2 tRNA genes and 3 rRNA genes are annotated in these 5904 nt (G+C 45.3%); all 5 read left to right on the top strand.

The features are described 5' to 3' along the window. Positions 1-735 precede the first annotated feature (735 nt). The 5 genes from ABD941_RS14600 (at position 736) to rrf (ending at position 5848) form a co-directional block, all read left to right on the top strand. A 16S ribosomal RNA gene (locus ABD941_RS14600) occupies positions 736-2257 on the top strand. An 88-nt stretch (positions 2258-2345) separates the two neighbouring features. Next, positions 2346-2419 (top strand) — tRNA-Ile (locus ABD941_RS14605). 82 nt (positions 2420-2501) lie between these two features. Then, positions 2502-2575, top strand: a tRNA-Ala gene (locus ABD941_RS14610). A 198-nt stretch (positions 2576-2773) separates the two neighbouring features. Beyond that, positions 2774-5592, top strand: a 23S ribosomal RNA gene (locus ABD941_RS14615). Positions 5593-5740: 148 nt separating this feature from the next. After that, positions 5741-5848 (top strand): 5S ribosomal RNA (gene rrf, locus ABD941_RS14620). Together the 16S, 23S and 5S rRNA genes with 2 tRNA genes alongside form the textbook arrangement of a ribosomal RNA operon. The last annotated feature ends 56 nt before the right edge of the window (positions 5849-5904 follow it).

The raw sequence follows: 5904 nt of genomic DNA on the forward strand, positions 1-5904 counted from the left end.
CATCAGAAAAAGCGCTTCAACAAAGCCTCAATTCCAAATGTGTTACCTGTACAAGGTTCGATTTATCAAAGTAACGTTTTGTTCTTGACCATGCCTGTAATAATATATACAGGCGCACAATATTTAGTGGCTTGAGTACTGGCAAGAACAAAACGAAGACGTTTAAAGAAGGCCGTTCCCTTTTTGGAATAAGAAAAGTGTTGTCTGTTTTTTTCTCTTTAGCGTTTTTTTTTGCAAAAGAGTTGGTGGGTATTTCATAAAGTGTTGTAGTTTACAATAAGAGCGCATAAAACCATTGAGCATAAATATCAGAGAACAAGGGAGTTGAAAGCGTGCAAAAAAAAGATTAAAAAAAAGTAAAAAAAAGTTATTGGGTAATACAAAAAGGGTTGTATGTTTGCACCCGCTAAAAAAGGCATAACTTTCTTTAGCGTAGTTCATTTACAAGTACGGATTTGATTTGAAGAAAATCGTTAAAAAACTTTTTTAAAAAAAAGATCAAAAAAGTATTGTGGGTAATAAAAAAGGGTTTTATATTTGCACCCGCTTAGCAAGGAAACGAGCAAAGTAAAGAAAGAAACAAGTTCATAAACATATTGAATTGACAGCGTAAGATTTAAATTGGAAACGATTAAAATCAACAAAGAGAATAGACCATTTTGAGTACTAGAAGATTCTGATTAGTTGTTAAGAAGTTGTTACCATGTATATTATATGAGTAACACACAAAAATTAACGATGAAGAGTTTGATCCTGGCTCAGGATGAACGCTAGCGGCAGGCCTAACACATGCAAGTCGAGGGGTAACGGAGAGTGCTTGCACTCTGCCGACGACCGGCGCACGGGTGCGTAACGCGTATACAATCTACCTTTTGCTGAGGAATAGCCCAGAGAAATTTGGATTAATGCCTCATGGTATGTAGGCTTCTCATGAAGCTCACATTAAAGGTTACGGCAGAAGATGAGTATGCGTCCTATTAGCTAGATGGTAAGGTAACGGCTTACCATGGCTACGATAGGTAGGGGCCCTGAGAGGGGGATCCCCCACACTGGTACTGAGACACGGACCAGACTCCTACGGGAGGCAGCAGTGAGGAATATTGGACAATGGAGGCAACTCTGATCCAGCCATGCCGCGTGCAGGAAGACTGCCCTATGGGTTGTAAACTGCTTTTATACGGGAAGAAACCGTGCTACGTGTAGCACCTTGACGGTACCGTAAGAATAAGGATCGGCTAACTCCGTGCCAGCAGCCGCGGTAATACGGAGGATCCAAGCGTTATCCGGAATCATTGGGTTTAAAGGGTCCGTAGGTGGATAATTAAGTCAGAGGTGAAAGTTTGCGGCTCAACCGTAAAATTGCCTTTGATACTGGTTATCTTGAATTATTGTGAAGTAGTTAGAATATGTAGTGTAGCGGTGAAATGCATAGATATTACATAGAATACCAATTGCGAAGGCAGATTACTAACAATCAATTGACACTGATGGACGAAAGCGTAGGTAGCGAACGGGATTAGATACCCCGGTAGTCTACGCCGTAAACGATGGATACTAGCTGTTCGGTTTTCGGACTGAGTGGCTAAGCGAAAGTGATAAGTATCCCACCTGGGGAGTACGTTCGCAAGAATGAAACTCAAAGGAATTGACGGGGGCCCGCACAAGCGGTGGAGCATGTGGTTTAATTCGATGATACGCGAGGAACCTTACCAGGGCTTAAATGTAAGTTGCATTAGTTAGAGATAGCTATTTCTTCGGACTACTTACAAGGTGCTGCATGGTTGTCGTCAGCTCGTGCCGTGAGGTGTCAGGTTAAGTCCTATAACGAGCGCAACCCCTGTTGTTAGTTGCCAGCGAGTCATGTCGGGAACTCTAGCAAGACTGCCAGTGCAAACTGTGAGGAAGGTGGGGATGACGTCAAATCATCACGGCCCTTACGTCCTGGGCTACACACGTGCTACAATGGTAGGGACAGAGAGCAGCCACTGGGCGACCAGGAGCGAATCTACAAACCCTATCACAGTTCGGATCGGAGTCTGCAACTCGACTCCGTGAAGCTGGAATCGCTAGTAATCGCATATCAGCCATGATGCGGTGAATACGTTCCCGGGCCTTGTACACACCGCCCGTCAAGCCATGGAAGCTGGGAGTGCCTGAAGTCCGTCACCGTAAGGAGCGGCCTAGGGTAAAATCGGTAACTAGGGCTAAGTCGTAACAAGGTAGCCGTACCGGAAGGTGCGGCTGGAACACCTCCTTTCTAGAGAAAGACGACTAGTAAGTATCAACAAACTAAGAAAAAGATAGTTTATTCTCATTGCTGTTAATTTAAAATAAAGATTTAGTAGAGTCTCATAGCTCAGCTGGTTAGAGCGCTACACTGATAATGTAGAGGTCGGCAGTTCGAGTCTGCCTGAGACTACTAACTACTAAATATAAGGAAATTCTAGAACTGAGAATTCTAAATTCACATTAAGGATTCTAATTATTAGGATTTTTATAATGGGGGATTAGCTCAGCTGGCTAGAGCGCCTGCCTTGCACGCAGGAGGTCATCGGTTCGACTCCGATATTCTCCACGAATTACTGAATTTATTTCAGTAAAGAACGTTCATTGACATATTGAAAAAAGATACATGAAAATAAATTAGAAATATCTAATTTATATAAGTAATAATTAGGATTGATTGGAATCACGAGCGATATCCAATCGATCATATTATAATTGTCAAATCGTTTTGATAATTATAGTAAACTCATTAAAAAAGCAAAAAGTACAATAAGCTAAATAAGGGCGTATGGGGAATGCCTAGGCTCTCAGAGGCGAAGAAGGACGTGATAAGCTGCGAAAAGCTGCGGGGATCGGCACACACGATTTGATCCGTAGATATCCGAATGGGGCAACCCACTATATTGAAGATATAGTATCCGCAAGGAGGCAAACCCGGGGAACTGAAACATCTAAGTACCCGGAGGAGAAGAAAACAAAAGTGATTCCGTTAGTAGTGGCGAGCGAACGCGGATTAGCCCAAACCGGTGTTGTTACGGCAATACCGGGGTTGTAGGACCACGATATTCGAAACACAATGAATTAGAATCCTTTGGAAAGAGGAACCATAGAGGGTGATAGTCCCGTAAAAGTAAAGCGTGCGTAGATAGTGGTATCCTGAGTAGTGCGGGACACGAGTAATCCTGTATGAAACAGTCGGGACCATCCGATAAGGCTAAATACTCCTGAGAGACCGATAGTGAACCAGTACCGTGAGGGAAAGGTGAAAAGAACCCTGAATAAGGGAGTGAAATAGAACCTGAAACCATACGCTTACAAGCGGTCGGAGCCCTTTGGGGTGACGGCGTGCCTTTTGCATAATGAGCCTACGAGTTACCGTTGCTAGCAAGGTTAAGGACTTTAGGTCCGGATCCGTAGCGAAAGCGAGTCTGAATAGGGCGCTTAGTTAGTAGTGGTAGACGCGAAACCGTGTGATCTACCCATGGGCAGGTTGAAGCTGTAGTAACATACAGTGGAGGACCGAACCGGTTGACGTTGAAAAGTCTTCGGATGACCTGTGGGTAGGGGTGAAAGGCCAATCAAACTCGGAAATAGCTCGTACTCCCCGAAATGCATTTAGGTGCAGCGTTGATTTATAGTTTTATAGAGGTAGAGCTACTGATTGGATGCGGGGGCTTCACCGCCTACCAATTCCTGACAAACTCCGAATGCTATAAAATGTTAATCAGCAGTGAGGGCATGGGTGCTAAGGTCCATGTCCGAGAGGGAAAGAACCCAGACCATCAGCTAAGGTCCCAAAATATATGTTAAGTTGAACTAACGAGGTTGAACTGCTTAGACAGCTAGGATGTTGGCTTGGAAGCAGCCATTCATTTAAAGAGTGCGTAACAGCTCACTAGTCGAGCGGTTCGGCATGGATAATAATCGGGCATAAACATATTACCGAAGCTATGGGATAGAAATATCGGTAGGGGAGCATTGTAGTGTCGTCGAAGGTTGACTGTGAGGTTGGCTGGAGAAGCTACAAAAGAAAATGTAGGCATAAGTAACGATAATGCGGGCGAGAAACCCGCACTCCGAAAGACTAAGGTTTCCTCAGCTATGCTAATCAGCTGAGGGTTAGTCGGGACCTAACGCGAACCCGAAAGGGGTAGTGGATGGACAACAGGTTAATATTCCTGTACCCGCTCTCAATAAAAGTGACGGAGGCGAATATTTGGTGCGTACTGACGGAATAGTACGTTGAAGCGAGTGGTAACACCGCGATAGTACACTGAGACCTCGGTCAAGGTGATAATCCAGAGAATCGACTTCCAAGAAAAGCGAGAGAAGCGGCCCGTACCCTAAACCGACACAGGTAGTTGGGATGAGAATTCTAAGGAGCTCGAGAGATTCATGGCTAAGGAACTAGGCAAAATAGACTCGTAACTTCGGGAGAAGAGTCGCCACCCTTCGGGGTGGCCGCAGTGAAAAGGTCCAGGCGACTGTTTATCAAAAACACAGGGCTATGCTAAAACGAAAGTTGATGTATATGGCCTGACACCTGCCCGGTGCTGGAAGGTTAAGTGGAGATGTTAGCTTCGGCAAAGCATTCAAATGAAGCCCCAGTAAACGGCGGCCGTAACTATAACGGTCCTAAGGTAGCGAAATTCCTTGTCGGGTAAGTTCCGACCTGCACGAATGGTGCAACGATCTGGACACTGTCTCAGCCATGAGCTCGGTGAAATTGTAGTATCGGTGAAGATGCCGATTACCCGCTGTGGGACGAAAAGACCCCGTGCACCTTTACTATAGCTTAGTATTGGTTTTGGACAAGTAATGTGTAGGATAGGTGGGAGACTTTGAAGCGGCGTCGCCAGGCGTTGTGGAGTCATTGTTGAAATACCACCCTTTGCTTGTCTAGAGTCTAACCTTCTTAAGAAGGGACAGTGCTTGGTGGGTAGTTTGACTGGGGTGGTCGCCTCCAAAAGAGTAACGGAGGCTTCTAAAGGTTCCCTCAGCACGCTTGGTAACCGTGCGTAGAGTGCAATGGCATAAGGGAGCTTGACTGAGAGACCTACAAGTCGATCAGGTACGAAAGTAGAGCATAGTGATCCGGTGGTTCCGCATGGAAGGGCCATCGCTCAAAGGATAAAAGGTACGCCGGGGATAACAGGCTGATCTCCCCCAAGAGCTCATATCGACGGGGGGGTTTGGCACCTCGATGTCGGCTCGTCACATCCTGGGGCTGGAGAAGGTCCCAAGGGTTGGGCTGTTCGCCCATTAAAGTGGCACGCGAGCTGGGTTCAGAACGTCGTGAGACAGTTCGGTCTCTATCTACAGTGGGCGTTAGAAATTTGAGTGGATCTGACTCTAGTACGAGAGGACCGAGTTGGACCAACCTCTGGTGTACCAGTTGTTCCGCCAGGAGCATTGCTGGGTAGCTACGTTGGGAAGGGATAAGCGCTGAAAGCATATAAGCGCGAAACCCACCACAAGATGAGATTTCTTTAAAGGGTCGTGGGAGATTACCACGTTGATAGGCTATAGGTGTGAAGGCAGTAATGTCATAGCCGAGTAGTACTAATAACCCATAGGCTTATTGTACGCCTGTTTTTTTATAAGTTCAATATTATTATTTGTTTTGTATCTAATGTCTCTATGAGACTTTTCAATATGTTAAGATATTTGTTCCGATTTAAATTGGAACGCTGAATGCTAAAGGAGTAAAATCCAATAGCGAGCAGCTATGACTTAAGGTGGTTATAGCGACGGGGCTCACCTCTTACCATTCCGAACAGAGAAGTTAAGCCCGTTAGCGCCGATGGTACTGCATTTGTGGGAGAGTAGGTCGTTGCCTTTTTTGAAGAGTCTAATTACATCATGTAGTTAGACTCTTTTTTTGTTTATAACTCAAAC

Origin of the sequence: Flaviramulus aquimarinus (assembly GCF_039543205.1) — a bacterium.
In the GTDB taxonomy this organism is placed as follows: Bacteria; Bacteroidota; Bacteroidia; order Flavobacteriales; family Flavobacteriaceae; genus Flaviramulus_B; species Flaviramulus_B aquimarinus.